This window comes from Pseudomonas sp. HMSC067G02 (assembly GCF_001813485.1).
GTDB classification, from domain to species: Bacteria; Pseudomonadota; Gammaproteobacteria; order Pseudomonadales; family Pseudomonadaceae; genus Pseudomonas; species Pseudomonas aeruginosa.
This window is the reverse complement of the sequence record NZ_KV812669.1, coordinates 1-541: the sequence shown is the minus strand read 5'-3', so window position 1 is coordinate 541 and position 541 is coordinate 1. Positions and strand designations below refer to the sequence as shown.

The following is a 541-nucleotide window of genomic DNA, read 5'->3' as shown; positions in this document are numbered from 1 at the left end:
CTGACCAACAAGTATGCCGAGGGCTATCCGGGCAAGCGCTACTACGGCGGCTGCGAACACGTCGACAAGGTCGAGCAGTTGGCCATCGACCGCGCCAGGCAGCTGTTCGGCGCCGACTACGCCAACGTCCAGCCGCATTCCGGTTCCTCGGCCAACGCCGCGGTGTACCTGGCGCTGCTCAACGCCGGCGACACCATCCTCGGCATGAGCCTGGCCCACGGCGGTCATCTCACCCACGGCGCCAAGGTGTCCTCCTCCGGCAAGCTGTACAACGCCGTGCAGTACGGCCTAGACACCGCTACCGGGCTGATCGACTACGACGAAGTCGAGCGCCTGGCCGTGGAGCATAAGCCGAAGATGATCGTCGCCGGCTTCTCCGCCTACTCCAAGACCCTCGACTTCCCGCGCTTCCGCGCCATCGCCGACAAGGTCGGCGCGCTGCTGTTCGTCGACATGGCCCACGTCGCCGGGCTGGTCGCCGCCGGCCTCTACCCGAACCCGATCCCCTTCGCCGACGTGGTCACCACCACCACCCACAAGA

At 66.7% G+C, this 541-nt stretch carries 1 protein-coding gene; it reads left to right on the top strand.

Features of this window, described 5'->3' with window-relative positions; all coding sequences use genetic code 11:
- Positions 1 to 541, top strand: a 541-nt coding sequence (locus HMPREF2914_RS13670) for an aminotransferase class I/II-fold pyridoxal phosphate-dependent enzyme (protein ID WP_139148212.1), incomplete at both ends; no start/stop codon positions are given.